Annotated in this window: 13 protein-coding genes and 3 pseudogenes; 9 read left to right on the forward strand and 7 right to left on the reverse strand. The window is 59.9% G+C overall.

All coding sequences use genetic code 11. From position 1 onward, the window contains the following. The first annotated feature begins 158 nt into the window (after window positions 1-158). The 8 genes and pseudogenes from NKH22_RS28850 (at window position 159) to NKH22_RS28885 (ending at window position 11,139) form a co-directional block, all read left to right on the forward strand. Window positions 159-1,562, forward strand: coding sequence for an aspartate aminotransferase family protein (locus NKH22_RS28850; protein ID WP_352912075.1), 1,404 nt, complete (start codon window positions 159-161; stop codon window positions 1,560-1,562). A gap of 169 nt (window positions 1,563-1,731) precedes the next feature. Next, window positions 1,732-3,144 (forward strand): aldehyde dehydrogenase family protein, encoded by a 1,413-nt coding sequence (locus NKH22_RS28855; protein WP_352912077.1) that lies wholly within the window; start codon window positions 1,732-1,734, stop codon window positions 3,142-3,144. Between the two features lie 106 nt (window positions 3,145-3,250). After that, complete coding sequence (locus NKH22_RS28860) at window positions 3,251-3,949, forward strand: CoA transferase subunit A (protein WP_352911997.1); 699 nt, start codon at window positions 3,251-3,253, stop codon at window positions 3,947-3,949. Between the two features lie 15 nt (window positions 3,950-3,964). After that, a complete protein-coding gene (locus NKH22_RS28865) occupies window positions 3,965-4,594 on the forward strand; it encodes a 3-oxoacid CoA-transferase subunit B (protein ID WP_352912000.1) in 630 nt (209 codons plus the stop codon). A gap of 72 nt (window positions 4,595-4,666) precedes the next feature. Continuing rightward, a complete protein-coding gene (locus NKH22_RS28870) occupies window positions 4,667-5,848 on the forward strand; it encodes an acetyl-CoA C-acetyltransferase (protein WP_352912003.1) in 1,182 nt (393 codons plus the stop codon). A gap of 14 nt (window positions 5,849-5,862) precedes the next feature. Next, window positions 5,863-6,248: pseudogene (locus NKH22_RS28875) on the forward strand (UPF0262 family protein). A 253-nt stretch (window positions 6,249-6,501) separates the two neighbouring features. Further along, on the forward strand, window positions 6,502-7,914 hold the full coding sequence (locus NKH22_RS28880) for a Glu/Leu/Phe/Val family dehydrogenase (RefSeq protein WP_502908612.1): 1,413 nt from the start codon (window positions 6,502-6,504) through the stop codon (window positions 7,912-7,914). Between the two features lie 942 nt (window positions 7,915-8,856). Continuing rightward, window positions 8,857-11,139 (forward strand): N,N-dimethylformamidase beta subunit family domain-containing protein, encoded by a 2,283-nt coding sequence (locus NKH22_RS28885; protein WP_352912005.1) that lies wholly within the window; start codon window positions 8,857-8,859, stop codon window positions 11,137-11,139. A 747-nt stretch (window positions 11,140-11,886) separates the two neighbouring features. Here NKH22_RS28885 and NKH22_RS28890 read toward each other — a convergent pair. Further along, a pseudogene (locus NKH22_RS28890) lies at window positions 11,887-12,030 on the reverse strand (transposase); the annotation flags it as partial. A gap of 769 nt (window positions 12,031-12,799) precedes the next feature. Between NKH22_RS28890 and NKH22_RS28895 the strand changes: the two are divergent. After that, window positions 12,800-13,825, forward strand: a complete 1,026-nt coding sequence (locus tag NKH22_RS28895; RefSeq protein ID WP_352912008.1) for an NAD(P)-dependent oxidoreductase — start codon at window positions 12,800-12,802, stop codon at window positions 13,823-13,825. Between the two features lie 757 nt (window positions 13,826-14,582). Here the strand turns inward: NKH22_RS28895 and NKH22_RS28900 are convergent. The 6 genes and pseudogenes from NKH22_RS28900 to NKH22_RS28925 form a co-directional block, all read right to left on the reverse strand. Then, the gene (locus tag NKH22_RS28900) at window positions 14,583-15,020 is read right to left on the reverse strand and encodes a hypothetical protein (protein WP_352912011.1); all 438 of its coding nucleotides are present in this window, start codon (window positions 15,018-15,020) and stop codon (window positions 14,583-14,585) included. Window positions 15,021-15,610: 590 nt separating this feature from the next. Beyond that, window positions 15,611-15,805, reverse strand: coding sequence for a hypothetical protein (locus NKH22_RS28905; RefSeq protein WP_352912012.1), 195 nt, complete (start codon window positions 15,803-15,805; stop codon window positions 15,611-15,613). Window positions 15,806-16,178: 373 nt separating this feature from the next. Next, on the reverse strand, window positions 16,179-17,015 hold the full coding sequence (gene tnpC / locus NKH22_RS28910) for an IS66 family transposase (RefSeq protein WP_352912015.1): 837 nt from the start codon (window positions 17,013-17,015) through the stop codon (window positions 16,179-16,181). Between the two features lie 47 nt (window positions 17,016-17,062). Continuing rightward, a pseudogene (gene tnpB / locus NKH22_RS28915) lies at window positions 17,063-17,265 on the reverse strand (IS66 family insertion sequence element accessory protein TnpB); the annotation flags it as partial. A 50-nt stretch (window positions 17,266-17,315) separates the two neighbouring features. Further along, window positions 17,316-17,624, reverse strand: coding sequence for a transposase (locus tag NKH22_RS28920; RefSeq protein ID WP_352912018.1), 309 nt, complete (start codon window positions 17,622-17,624; stop codon window positions 17,316-17,318). Window positions 17,625-17,834: 210 nt separating this feature from the next. After that, window positions 17,835-18,893 (reverse strand): C45 family autoproteolytic acyltransferase/hydrolase, encoded by a 1,059-nt coding sequence (locus NKH22_RS28925; RefSeq protein ID WP_352912021.1) that lies wholly within the window; start codon window positions 18,891-18,893, stop codon window positions 17,835-17,837. Between the last annotated feature and the right edge of the window lie 49 nt (window positions 18,894-18,942).

Below are 18,942 nucleotides of genomic sequence, written 5' to 3' on the forward strand. Positions count from 1 at the left end.
TAATTGCAGGATCACGCCTTTCGCCACCGAGAAACGCCGGAATCGCCTGAGGCTTTCAACTATTTTTACTCAGGGCCGATTTTTCTCGCCTCCTCGCGGTGAAACCTAGTCCGAAATGGATCGGGATCCAAAGTATCGCAGCCTCAAAGGAAATGACTATGAGCATTAACATCAAAGACATCAGCGAGAAGGATCGCAATACGGTCCTGCATCCTTTCACGCAGCTGAAGGACTTTGCGACCGGCAAGCTCGGCGAACCGACAATCGTCGAGATGGGGATGGGGATCCGCATCCAGGACGCACACGGCAACCAGCTAATCGACGGCTTTGCCGGCCTCTACTGCGTCAACGTCGGTTATGGCCGCAGGGAGGTTGCAGAAGCCATCTCGCGCCAGGCGTATCGTCTGGCATACTATCACTCTTATGCGGCGCATACGACCGACGAGCTGGCGATCCTGTCAGATCGTCTGGTGAAGATGGCTCCGGGCAAGATGAGCAAGGTGTTTTATGGAATGTCCGGCTCGGACGCCAACGAGACCCAGGCAAAGCTCGTTTGGTACTATAACAACCTACGCGGCAAGCCGACTAAGAAGAAGATCATCTCGCGTGAGCGCGGCTACCATGGCTGCAGCGTGGTCTCCGGATCGATGACGGGCATGAGCTTCTACCACGACCACATGGACCTGCCGCTGTCGCAGATCGTTCATACTGGCGTGCCGCACCACTACTGGGGTGCCAATGCCGGCGAAACGGAACGCGAGTTCTCCGCCCGCCGCGCTGCCGAGCTCAATGAGATGATCGAAACCCTCGGTCCGGATAATGTCGGCGCCTTTATCGCCGAGCCGGTCCTGGGTACCGGCGGCATCACGCCGCCGCCGGAAGGCTATTGGGAAGCGATTCAGGCCGTGCTGAAGAAGCATGACGTCCTCCTGATTGCTGACGAAGTGATCACCGGCTTTGGCCGCACCGGCTCCATGTTCGGGTCGCATCACTATGGCATCGAGCCCGATCTCGTCACCGTCGCCAAGGGCCTGACCTCCGCCTACTTCCCGCTCTCGGCCGCGATCATCGGTGAGAAGGTATACAAGGTGCTGGAAGATGGAGCGGGCAAGGTCGGTGCCTTCTCGCACGGCTATACCTATTCCGGCCACCCTATCGGCGCGGCTGCAGCCAATGCCGTACTCGACATTGTTGAGAAGGAAAACTTACCAGATAATGCCCGCGAGGTTGGCGCCTATTTCCAGGCGCAACTTAAGGAGAAGTTCGCTCATCTTCCGATCGTTGGCGAAGTGCGCGGGGTCGGCCTGATGGGCGCCATCGAATTCGTCGGTGACCGCGAGAATAAGAAGCGCTTTGATCCGTCTCTGAAGGTCGGTGCGCGGGTTTCGAAGGCCGCCCGCGACCGCGGCCTGATCGCCCGCGCCATGCCGCATGGCGACATCCTCGGCTTTGCCCCGCCGCTTGTCACCACCAAGTCGGAAGTCGACGAGATCGTGTCCATCGCTGAGAAGGCCGTTCGCGCCGTCATGGATGAGCTGGTTCGGGACGACAGGAAGGTCTGAGCAGCCGCCGAACGGTGGCGGTCGGGTTTATGACGGCTCGTTGCGGTCGATTCAGATCATCAGGTCACAGCAACTGAAAATGAGGACAAGGCAAGCGTGCGTCTTTGACCTGCTTGGCAATCTCAACCATGGCGCAGGATGGCGCCTCGCCGAAGAAGGGAAGCTGGCAATGACCGCTACCAAATTTCAAATTAAAGCAGCTAGTTTGGCGCCGATATCAGTCTACAGCCCCTATGATGGCAGTCTCATAGGTGTAGTCGACGCGACGTTTGCAAGCGAAATCGGTGAACTGCTTACACGCGCTCGGCGCGGAGCCCAGCTTTCGCGTGAGCTTCCCAGGTGCCGGCGTGCGGGCATTCTTGAAGGGACCGCGCATATTGTCGAAAGCCGTCGGGACGCTTTTGCCGAAACCATAGTTCGCGAAGCGGGAAAGACGATTGTTCAGGCGCGCAAGGAAGTGCTTCGTTGCGTCAATACGCTGAAGCTCTCGGCGGAAGAAGCGAAGCGCAATGCCGGCGAAATCGTGCCCTTCGATGCCTATGCCGGATCGGAACAGCGCCAGGGGTGGTTCACGCGCGAGCCGCTCGGTATCATCACGGCCATCACACCATACAACGATCCATTGAACCTGGTCGCGCACAAGCTCGGCCCTGCGATCGCCGGCGGCAACGCGGTGTTGCTCAAACCGTCGAATTTGACGCCGTTTTCGGCAATCAGGCTCCTCGAAGCTCTTCGCGAGGCGGGTTTGCCTAAGGAGGTTATCACTGTCGCTCACGGGGACAGGGAGTTGATCACCGCCATGATCTCGGCACGTGACGTGCGTATGGTGTCCTTTACCGGCGGATTTGCCACCGGCGAGGCTATCACCCGCGCGGCTGGCCTCAAGAAGCTTGCCATGGAACTCGGGGGCAACGGCCCGGTCATCGTCATGAATGACAGCAACTTCGACAAGGCAATCGCAGGCTGCGTGTCAGGTGCCTTCTGGGCCGCTGGTCAAAATTGTATCGGCGCCCAGCGTATCCTGATCCAGGCCGGACTCTATGATCGCTTCCGCGATGCCTTTGTTGCGGCCACGAAGAAGCTCAAGGCCGGTGATCCCCTGCAGGAGGAGACCGACGTCGGCCCTATGATTTCAAAGCCCGTTGCGGATCGCACCGAAGCAGCAGTCAACGAGGCCATCAGCTTAGGTGCCAAGCTGCTCTGCGGGCACCACCGCGAAGGATCTTTGTATCATCCAACGGTACTGGAGGGCACGCCTCTGACCTGCCCGCTGTGGCATGAGGAAGTGTTCGCACCCGTTGTTATGCTTGCGCCCTTTAACACGATTGATGAGGCGATCGCGATGGCCAACGATCCGGACTACAGCCTGCATGCCGGTATATTTACCAACGATCTCAATGTTGCGCTTGAGGCAGCACACAGGATCGAGGCAGGCGGGGTGATGATTAACGACTCGTCCGACTATCGCTTCGACGCCATGCCCTTTGGCGGCTTCAAATATGGCAGCATGGGAAGAGAAGGCGTGCGCTTCGCCTACGAAGAAATGACCCAGCCAAAGGTCGTTTGCATCAATCGCGGATGAACAAGACGCGCGCAGCAGTTTCAAACCGCCGCTCGCGCCCGGAAACCAAGAGAATGAAATCAGGCACCGCCTCGGCGTTGCGACAGACTAACCTAATGGGGGGAGTATGAACATAATTTTCGACAATCCGACGTCAGCGCTTGAGGGCCTCTTGTTCGACGGCATGATCATTGCTGCAGGCGGATTTGGCCTCTGCGGCATTCCGGAACTGTTGATCGATGCGATCCGCGAGGCGGGCACCAAGGATCTGACTATCGCCTCGAACAATTGCGGTGTCGACGACTTTGGTCTCGGCGTGCTGCTGAAGACGAAACAGATAAAGAAAATGATCTCGTCCTATGTCGGCGAAAATGCCGAGTTCATGCGCCAGTATCTGAGCGGCGAACTCGAGCTCGAGTTCAATCCGCAGGGGACGCTTGCCGAGCGGATGCGCGCCGGCGGCGCCGGGATTGCCGGTTTCTATACAAAGACCGGCGTTGGCACCGTCGTCGCCGAGGGCAAGGAGACGAAGACCTTTAACGGGGAGCCCTACGTTCTTGAGACCGGCATCGTCGCCGACCTTTCGATCGTCAAGGCGTGGAAGGCGGACACCTGGGGTAATCTCACCTTTCGCAAGACGGCCCGCAACTTCAATCCGCCGGCCGCCACCTGCGGCAAAATCTGCGTCGCGGAAGTCGAGGAGATTGTGCCGGTCGGCAGTCTCGATCCCGACCATATCCATCTGCCGGGAATTTATGTCCAACGGCTGATCCAGGGTCAGCACGAGAAGCGCATCGAGCAACGTACCACGCGCGCAGCAGCGTAAAGGAAGGAGAAAGACATGGCCTGGGACAGAAACCAGATGGCAGCCCGTGCCGCACGCGAGCTCGAAGACGGCACCTACGTCAACCTCGGCATCGGCATTCCGACGCTGGTTGCCAATTATATTCCAGAGGGCGTCCATGTGACGCTGCAGTCGGAGAATGGCTTGCTCGGCATCGGCCCGTTTCCGACTGAGGACCAGATCGATGCAGATCTCATCAATGCGGGCAAGCAGACAGTAACGGCATTGCCGCATTCGGCCTTCTTCGACTCGGCGCAGAGCTTCGCGATGATCCGAGGCGGCAAGATCGCCATGGCAATCCTCGGCGCCATGGAAGTGGCCGAGGACGGTGACCTTGCCAACTGGATGATCCCCGGCAAGCTCGTCAAGGGCATGGGTGGCGCCATGGACCTGGTTGCCGGCGTTAAGCGGGTGGTCGTCGTCATGGACCACACTAATAAGGCCGGCGAATCCAAGGTGCTGAAAGCCTGCACCCTCCCGCTCACCGGACAGAGCGTCGTCGATCGGATCATCACCAATCTTGGTGTGCTCGACGTCGTCGATGGCGGACTGAAGCTGGTCGAGCTTGCCGACGGCGTGACCGACGTCGAGATCCGCAGCGCCACCGAGGCGACTATCGTCAACTAGGCAAGAGAGCTTATTGCCGAGAAGCTGGAGCCGGTCTCTGCCGGTTTCGCAGGTCCGTAGAGGAGACTACCTATGAGCACCCCATCGATCGTCATCGCCAGCGCCGCCCGTACTGCGGTCGGATCCTTCAACGGTGCGTTTGGCAACACGCCGGCGCATGAGCTCGGCGCCGCCGTCATCAAGGGCGTGCTCGAGCGCGCAGGCGTCGAAGCGGGTGAGGTCGACGAGGTGATCCTCGGCCAGGTGCTGCAGGCCGGCGAAGGCCAGAACCCGGCGCGTCAGGCGGCGATCAAGGCGGGAATCCCTCAGGACAAGACCGCTTGGAACATGAACCAACTCTGCGGTTCGGGCCTTCGCGCCGTGGCGCTCGGCATGCAGCAGATTGCCACCGGCGATGCTGACATCATCTTTGCCGGCGGCATGGAGTCGATGTCGATGGCGCCGCACTGCGCGCATTTGCGTGGCGGCGTGAAGATGGGCGACTTCAAGATGATCGACACGATGATCAAGGACGGGCTGACCGACGCCTTCTATGGCTACCACATGGGCATCACCGCCGAGAATGTCGCGCGCCAGTGGCAACTCTCCCGCGAAGACCAGGACGCGTTTGCGCTTGCCTCGCAGAACAAAGCCGAGGCTGCCCAGAGGGCTGGGCGCTTCGCCGACGAGATCATTCCCTTCATGGTCAAGACCCGCAAGGGCGACATCACCGTCGACCAGGACGAATATATCCGTCACGGCGCCACACTCGATTCGATTGCTAAGCTGCGCCCGGCCTTCGACAAGGAAGGCACCGTTACTGCAGGCAACGCATCGGGCCTCAATGACGGCGCTGCGGCCACGCTGCTGATGACGGAGGCCCAAGCCTCCAAGCGCGGCATCCAGCCGCTCGCCCGTATCGTTTCCTGGGCAACCGCCGGTGTCGATCCGCAGGTGATGGGCACGGGGCCGATCCCAGCCTCGCGCAAGGCGCTTGCGACGGCCGGCTGGGCGATCGGTCACGTCGAACTTGTCGAGGCCAACGAGGCTTTCGCGGCGCAGGCCTGTGCGGTCAACAAGGAACTCGGCTGGGATCCTTCGATCGTCAACGTCAATGGCGGCGCGATTGCCATCGGCCATCCGATCGGCGCCTCCGGCGCGCGCGTGCTCAACACGCTGCTGTTCGAGATGAAGCGCCGTGGCGCGAAGAAGGGATTGGCGACGCTCTGCATCGGCGGCGGCATGGGTGTCGCCATGTGCGTGGAAGCGATGTGAACGAAGGCAATGTCATGACCGGCGCCGAGTTCCGTCTGTGCGATGTCGCACTCGACCGCTCTTTCCATACCCGGGATGCACGCGTCGCGCTCGCGATCATCGACCTTCTGGAATCCAACACCTTCACACCGATCGGCCATGACGGCGGCCCCTATCGTCTTAATATCGAGGCGGCCGACGGACGATTGGCGTTGCACGTGGCCGACGGTAGCGGGGTGCATGTCGTCAGCCACTATCTGTCGCTCACCCCTTTCCGCCGACTGCTCAAGACTACACGCGCGTCTGCGGAAGCTACTACGACGCCATGTGCCGGCTAGGGCCAGAGAGGCTGGAGGCGATCGATATGGGACGGCGCGGCATTCAAAACGAAGCGGCCGAGCTGCTTAGATCCAGTCGATGAACGAAAGTGAACATCAACAACGACACCGCGCGTCGCCTGTTCACACTGATTTACGCGCCGTCGCACGCAAAGCCGAATATCGGGTTCTCTCGAGTTGAACAGCTATCAGACCGCTGCCAGTGACGGACGGTGGTCGGCTCCCAATCAATATCCTTAGGAGGAAGCACGAAGTGCATGCAATATCACAGCAACCGATACGGATCGGCAAACGTCAGTCTCGACACAATGCTTCTCAAGCTGTGAGAGGCGCGTGATGCAGGTTAGTTCCGCAGGCTTTCTGGAAAGCGTCGACCAGACCTTCCGCCATGCTATGTCCTTTCTCGATCTACCCGAGGGCTTGGCGGAACGGATCATTCAGTGCAACTCGACCTATACCGTTCGCTTCGGTGTTCGGCTGCGCGGCCGCATGTACAGCTTCATCGGCTGGCGATCGGTCCACAGCGAACACTGCGAGCCGGTAAAAGGCGGCGTTCGCTATGCATCGAATGCCGATGCGGAAGAGGTCGAGGCGCTGGCGGCACTGATGACGCTTAAATGCTCGCTGGTCGATGTCCCGTTTGGCGGTTCGAAGGGCGCGCTGAAGATCGACCCGCGCGAATGGACGGTGCAAGAACTCGAGCGCATCACCCGACGCTTCACCCAGGAACTGAACAAACGCGGCCTAATCGGTCCTGGCGTCAACGTCCCGGCTCCCGACATCGGCACGGGCGAGCGGGAGATGGCCTGGATGATGGACGAGTTTCGCCGCGCCAATCCGACAGACGTGATTAATGCGCGCGCCTGCGTCACGGGCAAACCGCTGTCGAAAGGCGGTATTGCCGGTCGGACCGAAGCAACGGGCAGGGGCGTGCAGTTTGCCATCCAGAGTTATCTCCGCGATTCCCGAACCCCGGGATTGAATGGCAAGCGCGACCTGAAAGGTGCTGCGATCATCGTTCAGGGGTTTGGCAATGTCGGCTACCATGCGGCAAAGTTCCTCTCCGAAGAAGACGGAGCTCGGGTGACGATCGTTACAGAACGCGATGGCTATGTCGCCAGTGCCGATGGTCTGGCGATTGAGGCACTGAAAAAGCACCAGATCAAAACCGGCACCATCCTCGGCTTCGAAGGCGCCACATCGTTTCCCGGTGATATGCAGGGCATCGAGCAGCCATGCGATGTTCTCATTCCAGCGGCGATGGAAAATGCGATCCATGCGGGGAATGTAGACCGCATTAAGGCAAACTTCGTCGTCGAAGCTGCCAACGGCCCGGTGACGTTCGAGGCCGACAAGGTTCTCCGCACCCGTGGGATCACCATCCTCCCCGATCTGTACGTCAATGCCGGCGGCGTGGTCGTCAGCTACTTCGAGTGGGTCAAGAACCTGACGCATATTCCCTTCGGCCTGATGGAGCGGCGTCGGCGCGAACGACGCAACCAGACGATTGCCGCGGCGCTCGAACGCATGACCGGCAAGGAATTCCCGGCCGATATCCGCGACGAGTTCCTTGAAGGCGGCGCGGAAATCGATCTCGTTCGCTCCGGACTGGAAGACGTCATGCGCAGCACCTGGACACGCATTGCCGACCTCATAGAAAAGAAACCGGAACTGGGTGATTACCGAACCGCCGCCTACGTCGCATCAATCCGGCAGATCGCCGATGCCTATGAAGCGATAGGGATCTGATCCGTTACCCGCCCGGGAGATCGATTCCGCGATCGATGGCCTTGGCTTTCTATTCGCCTCTCGAGCGACTTGGCTGCCGTGGAGCGTGTACGGCAGCCTCTTTTTTCCGCGACGACCCGGCTTCAACACTGTCAAACCGAGCGGCGGACGTTGGAAGGCGTAGACGTGTTAGGGGCCACCCATGCAAAGGTACTTCATTTTGAAATAAGACCCCGAGGTAGTGCCGAGACCGCTCCTCGTCCAAACCGGACTGCTTGCGGCGAAGCCGTAGATGGTGTCGTGGCGACTCGCTGTAACAGACACAATAAAGCGACGGTCGCGGTAAGCATCTACACCGCGCATAATACGATCGATGCGTTGTCTTTCCCGATACAACATTTGTTGCATAGATGGCCGCATTGCGCTAGTCGTTCATAGCAATCGCGTTAAGCGAGAGGCGCGTTGGCTCGAACATGAGATCACCGGCGCTCGCCGCCGAATCTGAAGCGCAGAGCGGCGGCAAAAAGCGAACGCAGGCTTCCTATGCCGGATGAACATTGGCACGTCCTGCAGCGTGTTCGACGCAGACGCAAGATAGCGGAACTCCTTGCGCCATAGAGCCCCGGGAATAACAGAGGGAGAACGAAATGAGTTTTCCTAATACCGGGTCGTCGATCAGGACGTGGCGCACATCGGGCCCGGCTGGTCTGTGCGCCCGCTGAGAGGCTAGGCGCCGACTGAATATGCTCACCTGAAATCGCTTATCGCCCAGGAGCGAGATCTGGTCGGCGACTTGAACCGAAGCGTGGGTCAAGCTTGACAGTCCGTCCCCCGTGAGGCCAACGCAGGAATCCTGCGTATTGACAGGATAGACGGGCGGTTTTCTACGCTAAGTTATTGATATCATTTCTCAGGCATTGGCGCCGAATAATATGGCAATGAATCTATATGAGGAGAATGGATTTGAAGATCGTTGGTTATGTAGACCACCTGAGCGCCGTCCCTGGCGAGACGGTGACATTCATGGTGAGCTCTCAATCGAAGACGTTCGAGGCGGCGATCGTCCGAATGATCCATGGCGATCGCAACCCGGCGGGCCCAGGGTTCAAAGTCGAGCCCGTCGACAGCGAGCTAACCGGAACCTATCAGGGAAGACCCCAGGTGCTTCGTCCCGGCTCCTTTGTCCGGATCAAGCATGACGGTCAGCTGGACATGGGCGGGAGCTTCACGATGCATCTCTGGATTTGGCCGACTATGTCCGATAAGGAGGTCCAAACGCTAATCTCGCGCGTGTCGGAATGCGGCTCAGGATACGCATTGCGGATCGCGAGCGGACGCCTCTCGCTACACCGCGACGGGCAAGCTGAGCCGCTCGTCACTCTCGACCGCGCTGTGCAGCGGAAGACGTGGTACTCAGTCGCGGTCGTCTACGACGCCGCGGCCGAGGAGGCGCGACTGCGCCTGCAGCCGGTTTCTTTGACGGCCAGCGAACTCGCGGATTCCGCCCACGTCACCGTGCTGAAGGCCGGGTTGCTTGCTTCCGGCGGCGACGTCCTCATTGCCGCTGAAGAGGTCCGAGAGGGCGACGAACGCATTGTGAGCAACTTCTACAACGGAAAAATTGACTCGCCGACTGTGTTCAACCGGGCGTTGACCGACGATGAGCTATCAGTGCTGGAGGCGGGCGGAGCAGTTTCGGGAGACGTCGTGGCCGCGTGGGACTTCTCGGCCGATATCAGCTCGAGCGCGGTCACCGACATCTCCGCCAGCGGCTTACATGGCCGAACGGTCCAGAAGCCGACGCGCGGCATGACGGGCTGGAACTGGAACACTAGCGAGACGGCTTGGAAGCACGCGCCGGCGCAGTACGGGGCGATCCACTTCCATGACGATGATCTCGAGGACCCGGCCTGGGAGCCGTCCATGAAATGGACCGTGCCCTACGACCTCCCGAGCGGGATCTACGCTGCGCACCTCCAAGCAGAGGGCGAGGAGGACCACGTCCCGTTCATCGTGATTCCGAAACGTGGCCGGACCAAGGCGACGATCGCGCTCCTTGCACCCACGTTCAGCTATCTCGCGTACGGCAACAACCAGGTTGAGTTGGCTGGCATGTCCGCCGGCTTCTCCGGCCTAGGAGCCGGCGGATCCATGCAAACGGCGTATCCATCGACAAAACACGATAAGTACATTGTGGAGAACCGACTCCGCAGCCTCTACAACCTCCACAGCGACGGCTCGGTGGTCGCGTATTCTTCTTGGAAACGCCCAGTGCTGACAATGCGCCCCGACTACCGCGCGCCGCTGCTCGACAAGGGCGAGGGCTCCCCGAAACAGCTGGGCGCTGACTTACACCTCGTGGATTGGCTGCATGAGCAGGGCTACGAGTTCGATGTGATCACAGACGACGCGCTGCACGCTCAGGGCGCGGTGCTCCTAGAGCCTTATCGCGTCGTATTGACGGGCTCGCATTGCGAGTACTGGTCGCACGAGATGATTCGCGCCACGCAGGATTACCTCTCCGCTGGCGGGCGGCTGATGTACCTCGCGGGCAACGGCATGGACTGCGTCGCCCAGTTGGACCCGGAGAACGGCCAGAGCGTCGAGATTCGCCGCGGGCCGGTGAGCCATTGGTACGACACCCAGCCGGGCGAAGCACACCTGAGCAGCACGGGCGAGTTCGGTGGCGCAGGGGCCTGGAAATCCCGTGGCATCCCGGCTCACAGCTGGCTGGGGATCGGCTTCACCGCCGCCTCCACCGACAACGGGCGACCGTACAAGCGCCAGCCCGACAGCTTCACGCCGCAGGCATCGTGGGTCTTTGAGGGCATGCGCGATGACGAGCTGATCGGGGATACCCCTGCGCTCGTGAACAGCTACGGGGCAGCAGGCTTCGAGATTGATTGCGCTGATTACGAGCTGGGGTCGCCGGCTCGGACACTAATCCTGGCGACGGCGACCGGGTTCTCGTCTTTCTGGAACTACTATGAAGGGGGAGTTTGGAGGGCGCCGACCGGAGACGGTGGCATCCTCCCCCCGCACGTCAGGGCCGACATCACCCTGCTCGAGTATCCCGACGGCGGAGCGGTGTTCTCGACAGGCTCGATTACATGGTCTTCCTGTCTCTCGTACAATAGGTACAGCAATGCCGTATCGCTCGTGACTCGCAACGTGCTGGACCGATTTGCCTCGGAGGACAGGGGCTCCGTTGTGGCCCCGGTCACACGCACCGACGTCATCAAGTGAGCTATCGGTGCCGTGGCTGAGCGGGTTCGTCATGCGAGCGGGGCCGCAACGGCGTCCCGCCGTCGGGGGATAGCCGAAGTTTGGCGTCATGCCACAGCTGTACCGCCTTCCAAGGTTAGGGGGGTAACTTCCGCTTATCAACGGGTGCAGTAGGAGCTTTAATCTTCTCCGGGTTTGCCGAAGAATCAGTTGTCGGGTGGCTGGAGGAAGTTTCACCCCATATGCGCCAACTTTACGGTTGTTTGATCGTGATAGCTGCAGCCCGCTTCCTCTCGCCTTGGACAATGCCGACAATCAACCTTGCCCTGGCAGGCTCTGGCACAGCCCGTTCTCACCGACCGACCCGTTGCCTTGCCGTGGGAAGCGCATCCAGGGCTGCCCCGGCTTCATCGCGCGCGACGCGCGCGCTGGTGGTTATCCGGATTGCTGTTCGACCATGTTGCGAACGGTCACGACAATGGCGGCGGGCGGGAGAAGCGAAACCCGCTCCCGCTCCGTGGATTTCCCGAGGGCTGCAAGGCGATTCGCAACGGCAAGGACTCTACCAATATATTGAAGCGGTTGGACGATGGTCCGACGCCAAGGGTTCTCGCGGTCACAACCCGTCACGGCGGATGGCAACGCTGACCTTTGCTTCTTCTGATTATCCCTTGAAGAGTGTACTATCCGGCTCCAGCCCCGTTTCGGCAACTATGAGCTTGCGGCGAACGCTACCGATGATGATGCGGCGCACCTGGTCCTTCGACCCGCTCGTTCGTAAACCAATTGGCGGAGAACGCCCTGCGGCTGATATCGCAGCCACAACCAGGCCAGCTCAATGCTGGTTGTTCGTGCCCGGGGATTGCCTGCTTTGCTGATGCCCTGATCGTGATCCATGCTGCCGCTCTGGAACGACTCGGTGTTTAGCCAAGATAGCTGCCGAGGTTACGCGACTCTCCAAGCGGCATAGAACCCTCCCTTGCCGGAACAGTGGCAATTTGCAAACCAATCTCCTCAGTCTGGTTAACTGGCGGGTTTGGCGCTCGGGGGAGCTAAGCACGCAGAACTCGCCTCAGCACTCACAGCCGCATCTGGCTGTGCCGCGATTTGCCCGGGCATGCCATCAACCAAAGCCACTCGTTGATAATGTCGGCTAACCTCCGCAGCGAGCAAGGGGGGAAGCGCGCGTCCATCGTCGGTGATCATGATTTCAAGCTGCTTGGACCGTCCGTGCGGCCGGGCGAGAACGTGTAGCTGCGTTCGCCGTTTTCGTATGGGGCACGTATCTCGCTCTTTGGCTTGCCTGGTGCCTGCAAGCACTCCAGCCGAACGAAATCGGATGCTTCACCCGTCCACACGGGTTCGGATAATCAACGCCTTAGCCGTTATTCAGGGCCGACGAAATAAGGGCTCCGTGACTCCAAGGCAGGTTTCTGACCCGTGAAAATCAGCTCTATCCGAGTTGGAGCCCAGCATGCAACGTATGTTCAAATGCTTTGAAACTTGATCCATCCGTGCCATACTTACGACGACGTGAACCGGCAAATCGCGCTTTTTTTTGCTGGTTTCTGGCGCGGATCAGGGGGGTAACGCAGCCGTGATTGCCGGCACCTCGCGTACTGTCTGGATACGTCGCTAAGCCGACGGGCTACTTAAGCAAGCGAGCTAGCAGGAGGAATGCATGAAGGTTTTATGTTTGTGGTACGCTACCGATGACGAGCTAAACTATATAAGGGGCGTGCTCCCGAGAGGCACAGAGGTCGTTGCACCGAAGGGAGAATACTTCTCCCGCTTTGAGCCGACATACAAGGAATTGGCCGCCCACGTAGTCGATGCAGATGTGTTCATCGGCTGGGCCGTCCCAAAAGGCCTTTTGGAGAACGCTCAAAAACTTAAGCTATTTTGCTGGCAGCACTCAGGATGCGACGACCTCGATCATATCGGCGCTCTTGCGTACTGCAAGCAACGTGGGATCAAAGTGGCCAATATTCGCGGCGCGAACGCAGTCGCTGTTGCCGAGCACGCGATGATGTTCGTGCTCGCACTGGCAAAGGGCACCATCTACAAGCACAAGGTCGGTCAAGAGGGCAAACGGCTTTTCCCAGTTTTTGCAGATGCGACTCGATCCGCCATGCTTGATGGCCGTACTATCGGCATTGTTGGCGTCGGCAGCATAGGTAGCCTCATCGCTAAGCAAGCGAAAGGCTTCAACATGCATGTCCTTGGGGTTCGCCGAAACAAAGAACGACCAGTGGAACACGTGGACGTAATGCACGGTCCGGACGAACTGCGATCGGTCGTGGAAAAATGCGACTATGTCGTAATCGCCGCCCCGAGCACCAAGGAGACCGCACACAGCTTCGGCGAAGCCGAATTGGCTGCGATGAAGCCAAGTGCATTTCTTATCAATGTATCTCGCGGCAATCTGATTCAGGAAAAGCCGCTTTATGAGGCACTCACGACCGGGCGCCTGCGCGGCTATGCTGCGGATGCGTGGCATCGCTATGAATATGGTAGAGCCTTCCCGATCAGCTTCCTTCCCCGACTCGACGTACATAAGCTTCCAAACGTCCTGGTTTCCATTGACCGAGCCGCAGACGCAGATGACGTCTTGGAAAGAGACGTCCAGTGGGGCGTTCAAAGCATAGTCGAGTACGCCGCGGGCAAGCCTATCACCCGTGAAGTCAACCTCGATCTAGGGTACTAAGCTCGGATACCTGGGTAGGCCACCCTTGCACTGGAGTGGCCTACTTCTTTGAAGCCCGAAATTACTTGGGGGTCGTGGCTCTACCGTGCTGAAAGAAGCAAGTAGCGCCCTATTACCGCACCCTTTGATCACTGGACGACGTCGGTGTAGGCTGGGCCAAGATACTAGATGTTTGATCCCGGGCTTTACTGGGGCATTCTTGTCGTCCGAATCAAAGGATGCGCTATGGGCCAGGTTCTTCATGAGAGCGCCACAACGACCGAGGCGGCCCGTCGAGCGATACAGCATAGTCATGTCTGGACAGCGCCCGCTGATCAAGGGTTTGTTTTCAGCGATGGGATGGTCGCGGGTGTGGTGACGTCTCCGGCCTGTTGCCTGTCTTGTGACCGCTGGCCCTGATGGTATCAGCTGATCCTTTGGCCTGATCAAGAGAGCGAGTTCGAAGCTCTACGCAGCAGGCTTTCAGGATCTGTCCTCGTCTGTTCCCATCACGTCATTGTCACCCTCGATTCCGGTGCGAATACGATATGAGCGAGCTTCTTGGCAGTCGCCACGGCGACAAGTTTGAAGGGCTAGGTCTCCATCAGGCGATCCGCCCATTCTCAACGCATCGCCGGAACCCTTGCGGCGCGCGACTACCTTACTCGGTGACGAACAGAAGGAGGCGCTGGGCTCTCCGACGCGGATCCAGCACGTCGCGTTTGAAGAGCTGGCCTTCACAGCAAAATTAATGCTGCAAAGGCCAGTCCGCAGGGCCTCAGTCCTCCTGTCTGTCGTAAGCTGCCACGTGCCCCCGCATAACGCCGTTGGCATCCAAGTATATGAAAGTCATTGTCAGGACCTTCCCGTCAGGTGAGATAGTTCGGGTTCCGGCTCCAGTAACTTGATTCCCCTTTTTCGCCGTTAGGACGACAGTGTATCCATTGTTAACCCGCTCCTCGGCAAAAGTGTCAATCAGAGCGTTGCCCCCGTGTGGGTAGTATACGCCGTCTTCAGGTGATTTGAAGATTGACTGCTCGGAGAATAGCGACCCGTCTGGCAGAACTGCGTTGACTGTGCCAGTGACTAGGCCCTCTGAGTCCTGCGTATACGTACGTGTCGCAGACTTGTAACTGAATGGCGTTGGCTCGTTGATGAATTTGGACTTCGCCAGATTCAGTTTCCAGGCGCCAATAACTGGATCTAGTGCTTTCATGGTACCTCCGCTCCTATTAATTCCAAAGCTGCTTTGGGTTCAGCTGGCACCCGCCGTCATTTGGCGTCATTGCCTTTAAGCTCCCTCCAGTAATCTAACTGTTTTTCGGCGCCGATTTACGGCGTATAGGCGCCGAACTGGCCCAATTTCTGCAATTTCTTGCGTTGCAATGCCCTTACGATTCAACGAAGATTCTTGGGATTTCATTCAATTGCACAGTGCCCGGGGCGATTAGTTGCAAAAAGCGAGCGGATCGCTGTAGTGAAGACGCCCCTCAGAGGGCAGGTGTTGGGATTCGGCCATAGGCTAATCTGCCACGGCAACTGCAGCTATGCGCGCAGCCTCCGGGGGTGGGAGGAACGAGGTGGAGGCAGGGAGTATCGCTGTCGCATAACGTGGGGTTGATTCTTTTGTGCGGAGGTGCCTCGGCTGGTTGGACAAAGATGGCCGGGTTGCCTTGCTCCTCTGACTGGCCGATCAACGGCCACTACCTCAGTGTCTAAATCAAACATCAGAGCGATCCGCCAAGGCACCTTTCCCGAAATCGTCTTGATGGTTAAGTCGCTCGTTGGTCGGCGCGCCGGCGCCGATCACTCCGGATCATAATGGGTGACGTAGTGGAGTTCGCGCAGGGCGGGGATGACGAGGGCGATGTCTTTGTACGCCTCATGCTCGATGAAGCGCGCAGTCTCGGCCCCGGCCTGGGCTTGCCGAGGACGGGCCTGCCCTTTTTGTCGACGCAGTAGATCAGGATCGGCAGCAGCAGCCGTGGTTGGGGTTGTCAAGGGCGAGTAGCCGCTTCCAGCTTTTGATGTTGAGATTGATGGCGGCATAGAACCCACGGCCGCGGGTCGAGGCCGCCGCTGGGCTTGGTGGCGAATCGGGGCGCATAATCCTGCGGTCTGTCGAAGAGCGTCTCGTTGATCCGATTGTGGATCCTGGCAACGCTGGCAAACACGGCGTGATCGGTTGCAGACCCTCTGGCCAAGACGTCGCGCGGCAACCCATGAGCGGGCACATCCAGTATTGCGGGTTCGGGAACCGGGGCCCGGTGACCGCTGCCGTTACGAAGCCATCCAGCGCCGACATGGTGCGCACCTGCGGGCGACGGTTGGGCTTGACGGCCATCCAGGCCTCCAGCCGTCCGACAGCGCCATGTCATCGATCGCGCTCATGCTGCCAACGGGACCGGCATCTCTTCGCGGCGCCCCAGGTCCATGGCATTAGCTCGTCCCAGCGCGAGGCTGGCCAGTCGTTCTGGATGCGCTCGGTGACATCGGCCATGTAGGATTCGGCATCGACGCCGCAGAGCTTGCAGGTCTCGATGATGCTGAGCACGACCGCTGACCGCTCCGCCGCGGCGAAGTTGCCCGAGAAAAGCCAATTGCGCCTGCCGACAGTAAATCCACGAATGGCCCGCTCCGCGACCAGGTTGTCGGGCTCGAGCTGGCCATCGTAGAGGAAGCGATTAAACGCGCGCCATCGCTTGGTGCCGTCGGCGAAGGCCTTCGCGATAGCGGCATGGCGCGACAAGCCGTTGCCCTGGCGCATGAGCTGTCGTCGCAGCGCGCGGACCAGTGGTCGGGTCCGCCTTCGTCGTGCGGCCAATCGCTCGGCGGGCGGGAGCCCCCGTATCTCTTCCTCGATCCGGTAGATCGCCTGGATGCCGGCCATGGCCGTCGTGCTGAGCTCGGTCGGCTGGCTGTCGTGAACGTCGAATATCTTGCGACGCAGGTGGGCCAGGCAGGCAGCTTCTCGAATGGCCCCGCCCTTGTAGAGCTGATTGTAGCCAGTGAACCCATCGGCCTGGAGCGTGCCGGCAAATCCGGCGAGTTCGGTCATCACGCTCTCGCCGGCGCGGCCCATGGTGGCGCGATACCAGGCGATCGGCGGGTTCTGCGAACCCGAATTGCGGTCGTCGGCGACGTAAACCAGAGCGCGCCCTTGTGCGTCTTGCCGGGCGCCAAGGTCGGCAGCCGCGTGCGCCGGCGCCAATCGATCCCGTCCAAAAGTAGCAAAAGCTGTGCCTTGGTGAGCGACACGGTCACCTGATCCTTGGTGGTCAGCCAGGCGAAACAACCATCGGAAAGTCGTTTTGTAAAAAGGCAGAACCTCTGGTCGTGTGCGCTAGAATCTTGATGATATGACTCTTCCGTCCACGGAAGCAGAAGATCGCGCCAGTGTGCGGGTCGAGCGCGAGCACCTGCTGCACCATCCGCGCCAGGCTGTTGATCCCGCGGCGCATGTCGGTCTCACCGCAGCAAACGTAAATCCGGTCGGTCGGCACCACCGTGATCACCTGGTCAACTCTGCCAGGACGATACGCAGCGCTGTCGGATCGACGGTCCCGTCGATCCGCAATCGCGCGCCGTTCGGAAAGGCCACGACGATCCTGCCGGCCGGGTCCGGGCAATCGGCGACGGGACGCTCGACCTCGGGCAGATCGTTCACTTCGATCCGCGCGAAAGTTGCCACCGCCCGATCGGCCTCGATCTCGCCGCCGGCCATCTGCTTGCGCCAGGCATAGAGCTGCGACGGAGCTACACCGAACGCCTCCGCGACCTCGATCACCGACGACCCCGCCGCGCTCGCCAGATCGACCAACGCGCGCTTCTCCGTGCAACTCCACAGCCTCCGCTGCCGCACGCGCCTGGGCACCGCTGCACAATCTTCGGCCGGCGCCGCCGCTGATCTCGGCGACCATATCGCCCCTCGCATAATCCAATGTCATGGCGCGAAAGCTCCATGTTCATCAGCCTATTGCAAGGTGCCTTGGCCTACCGCTTACTGTCAAAACGTCAAACGCGAAAGGCTTCAGGCGATTCGCATCGTTCCGGTTAGTGCATCGCGGTCAGCCGGTGTCGCGTGCACGCGCCATTCGACACGGTCTGCGAAAAGCGCGAACTGGCTTGTGGCCAGGGTCTGGACGCCATCCTCGCGCCGATCTTTATAGATCGGAGTGCTCTCGTCGAAGAGCACGGCCTCCGTACCCTTCGCGAGATCGCCATTCGCGATCATACGCTCCGCCGCTTCCTGCCGATCTCGGGAAGAGAGGTTGATTTGCTGCTCGAGCCCGTTGAATTCCTCGAAGAGCAGGTGGTTCGCGTGAGCACGGGTCGAGGTGATCTCTCGAACCGCACAGCCAGAGGCCGGGGCCTCCACAGAAGCGAGCCGGCGGGTCTTCGCGTCACCGAGATTGTGATGGAAGCCGCTGGCGCGATCTTTGCGTCTCAGGATCTGGATCGCTTCGTCGAGGCCTCGGGCATCAAGGATCGCGCGGCAGATGATCTGACGCGGCACACCTAGCTTGAGATCGTAAGAGCTGATGTTGTTGACCGTCTGGACTAGCCCGTTCTCATTCAATCCAAATGTGTGTCCCGGTAGTAGCCCAGGATACATGAAGCTGCTCCACGCGGGGGCCTCATCAGGCTCGACCTCGACCCAGAGACAGGCGCCGAGAAAGTCGTTTTCGCCGTCCTCGTTATGGGCAATTACCGCCGGATCATCGCGTTCTGTTGCTGGAATCAGGAGAGAGGTGCAGCCCGTGCCGGCGACAGAATTCATCGTTGGGGAGCAGTCCTCGCGAAATCGCAGGTCACCGCGGCAATTCCAGAGGAAGATTGTTTCGAAATCTTGCTCGACCCCCGCGGCGATCCCCTCGATCTCATGCACGAAGCGGGGATAAGCCCCCCGTGCCGCGGATTCCAGGCCCTTCAAATAGTCCGAGCCTCGCCATCGTGCGTGGATCGTCTGATACTCCTCGGTACGCAGGGCGCGATCGCGGAAAGCCGAGGCGCTGGCTCGTCCAAGCGCTAAACCGATGGAAAAGGCGTCGCCTTTGGCGCGAACGCGGGAGATAGGATTTCTAGGCATTTTAGCCCTTCCGCTTTTCCGAGCTCGGTCGCGGGACAGGTTCCTCCTG

This window comes from Mesorhizobium sp. M1252, assembly GCF_040318265.1.
Classification (GTDB): domain Bacteria; phylum Pseudomonadota; class Alphaproteobacteria; order Rhizobiales; family Rhizobiaceae; genus Mesorhizobium.

What these genes read in the sequence shown, in the direction of transcription:
- NKH22_RS28850 (WP_352912075.1), top strand. Translation starts at nt 159, where the DNA reads ATGAGCATTAACATCAAAGACATCAGCGAGAAGGATCGCAATACGGTC.
- NKH22_RS28855 (WP_352912077.1), top strand. Translation starts at nt 1,732, where the DNA reads ATGACCGCTACCAAATTTCAAATTAAAGCAGCTAGTTTGGCGCCGATA.
- NKH22_RS28860 (WP_352911997.1), top strand. Translation starts at nt 3,251, where the DNA reads ATGAACATAATTTTCGACAATCCGACGTCAGCGCTTGAGGGCCTCTTG.
- NKH22_RS28865 (WP_352912000.1), top strand. Translation starts at nt 3,965, where the DNA reads ATGGCCTGGGACAGAAACCAGATGGCAGCCCGTGCCGCACGCGAGCTC.
- NKH22_RS28870 (WP_352912003.1), top strand. Translation starts at nt 4,667, where the DNA reads ATGAGCACCCCATCGATCGTCATCGCCAGCGCCGCCCGTACTGCGGTC.
- NKH22_RS28880 (WP_502908612.1), top strand. Translation starts at nt 6,502, where the DNA reads ATGCAGGTTAGTTCCGCAGGCTTTCTGGAAAGCGTCGACCAGACCTTC.
- NKH22_RS28895 (WP_352912008.1), top strand. Translation starts at nt 12,800, where the DNA reads ATGAAGGTTTTATGTTTGTGGTACGCTACCGATGACGAGCTAAACTAT.
- NKH22_RS28900 (WP_352912011.1), bottom strand. Translation starts at nt 15,020, where the DNA reads ATGAAAGCACTAGATCCAGTTATTGGCGCCTGGAAACTGAATCTGGCG.
- NKH22_RS28925 (WP_352912021.1), bottom strand. Translation starts at nt 18,893, where the DNA reads ATGCCTAGAAATCCTATCTCCCGCGTTCGCGCCAAAGGCGACGCCTTT.